Here is a 1,005-nt window from a genome sequence, read left to right as displayed (position 1 = left end):
GGCACCCTCAATTCAACCGTGGCAGTGTGCATCAGTATCCGTACAGCCAATGCTCCCTGCAACACCATTGTCGGCATCGATGTCAGCGGTTCCACCCCGGTTGGCGGCACGCCTACCGGCACCAGTGCCAGCGGCTGCCTGGATGCGCTGGCAGTCTACAACGACCAGGGCAACCTGAACTACAACAAGGGACACGCCTTCACCGAATACCTCAAGGGCACGCACGAGCTGCTGCTCAAGTTTCCCAATGACTACAAGTTCATGGCTCGGGTCAACTGGATCAAGGACTTTGCGGCCACCAGCGTCTCGGGCGCGGTCAGCGGCTACGGCGGCCAGGGGCTGACGTCGGATTCGCACGATCAACTGGCCAGCAAGGTGCGCCTGCTGGACCTGTGGGTGAGCAAGGAATTCGAGATCAACGACCAGCGCGCCCGTCTGCGCATCGGTAACCAGGTCATCAACTGGGGCGAGAGCATGTTCCTGGCCGGTGGTATCAACCAGACCAACGCGGTCGACCTGATGCGTTTGTCGCAGCCTGGCACCCAGCTCAAGGAAGCCATGCTGCCGGCCCCCATGGCCAGCTTCGCAACCGGCCTGGGCCATGGCCTGAACATGGAAGCCTATGTGCAGACCCACTGGAACCGCAATTACTTCCCGCCCGTGGGTAGCTACTGGTCGACCTCGACCATCGGCAACGGCGCCTCTTCCTTTGCCAACGGCACGCCCAACGTGGCCATGCCGACCGGCAGCACGCCCCGCAATGGCGGCCAGTATGGCGTAGCGCTGCACTACAAGCCCGAGAGTATCCAGGCCGACATGGGCTTCTATGCCATGCGCTATCACGACAAGTCGCCGGTGGCCGTCACCCCCAATGGGGGTGCGACCCAGTTCACTTACCTGCAGGACCGCCTGATGCTGGGGACCAGCATCAACTTCCCGCTGGGGGACTGAACCGTCGGTTCCGAACTGTCCTACCGCCCGCGCGATGCGGTCATCTCAACCCGC

General features: G+C 62.6%; 1 protein-coding gene. It reads left to right on the top strand.

Going from position 1 to position 1,005, the window contains the following annotated elements; translation table 11 throughout:
- Positions 1-951: DUF1302 domain-containing protein (locus tag I5W_RS06485; protein WP_044528619.1), on the top strand; the 951-nt coding region annotated here is incomplete at its 5' end.
- Between the last annotated feature and the right edge of the window lie 54 nt (positions 952-1,005).

Origin of the sequence: Herbaspirillum sp. B65, assembly GCF_000333555.1 — a bacterium.
GTDB lineage: Bacteria > Pseudomonadota > Gammaproteobacteria > Burkholderiales > Burkholderiaceae_D > Herbaspirillum > Herbaspirillum rubrisubalbicans.
The sequence above is the reverse complement of the archived record's forward strand: the minus strand, read 5'-3'. Positions and strand labels throughout refer to the sequence as shown.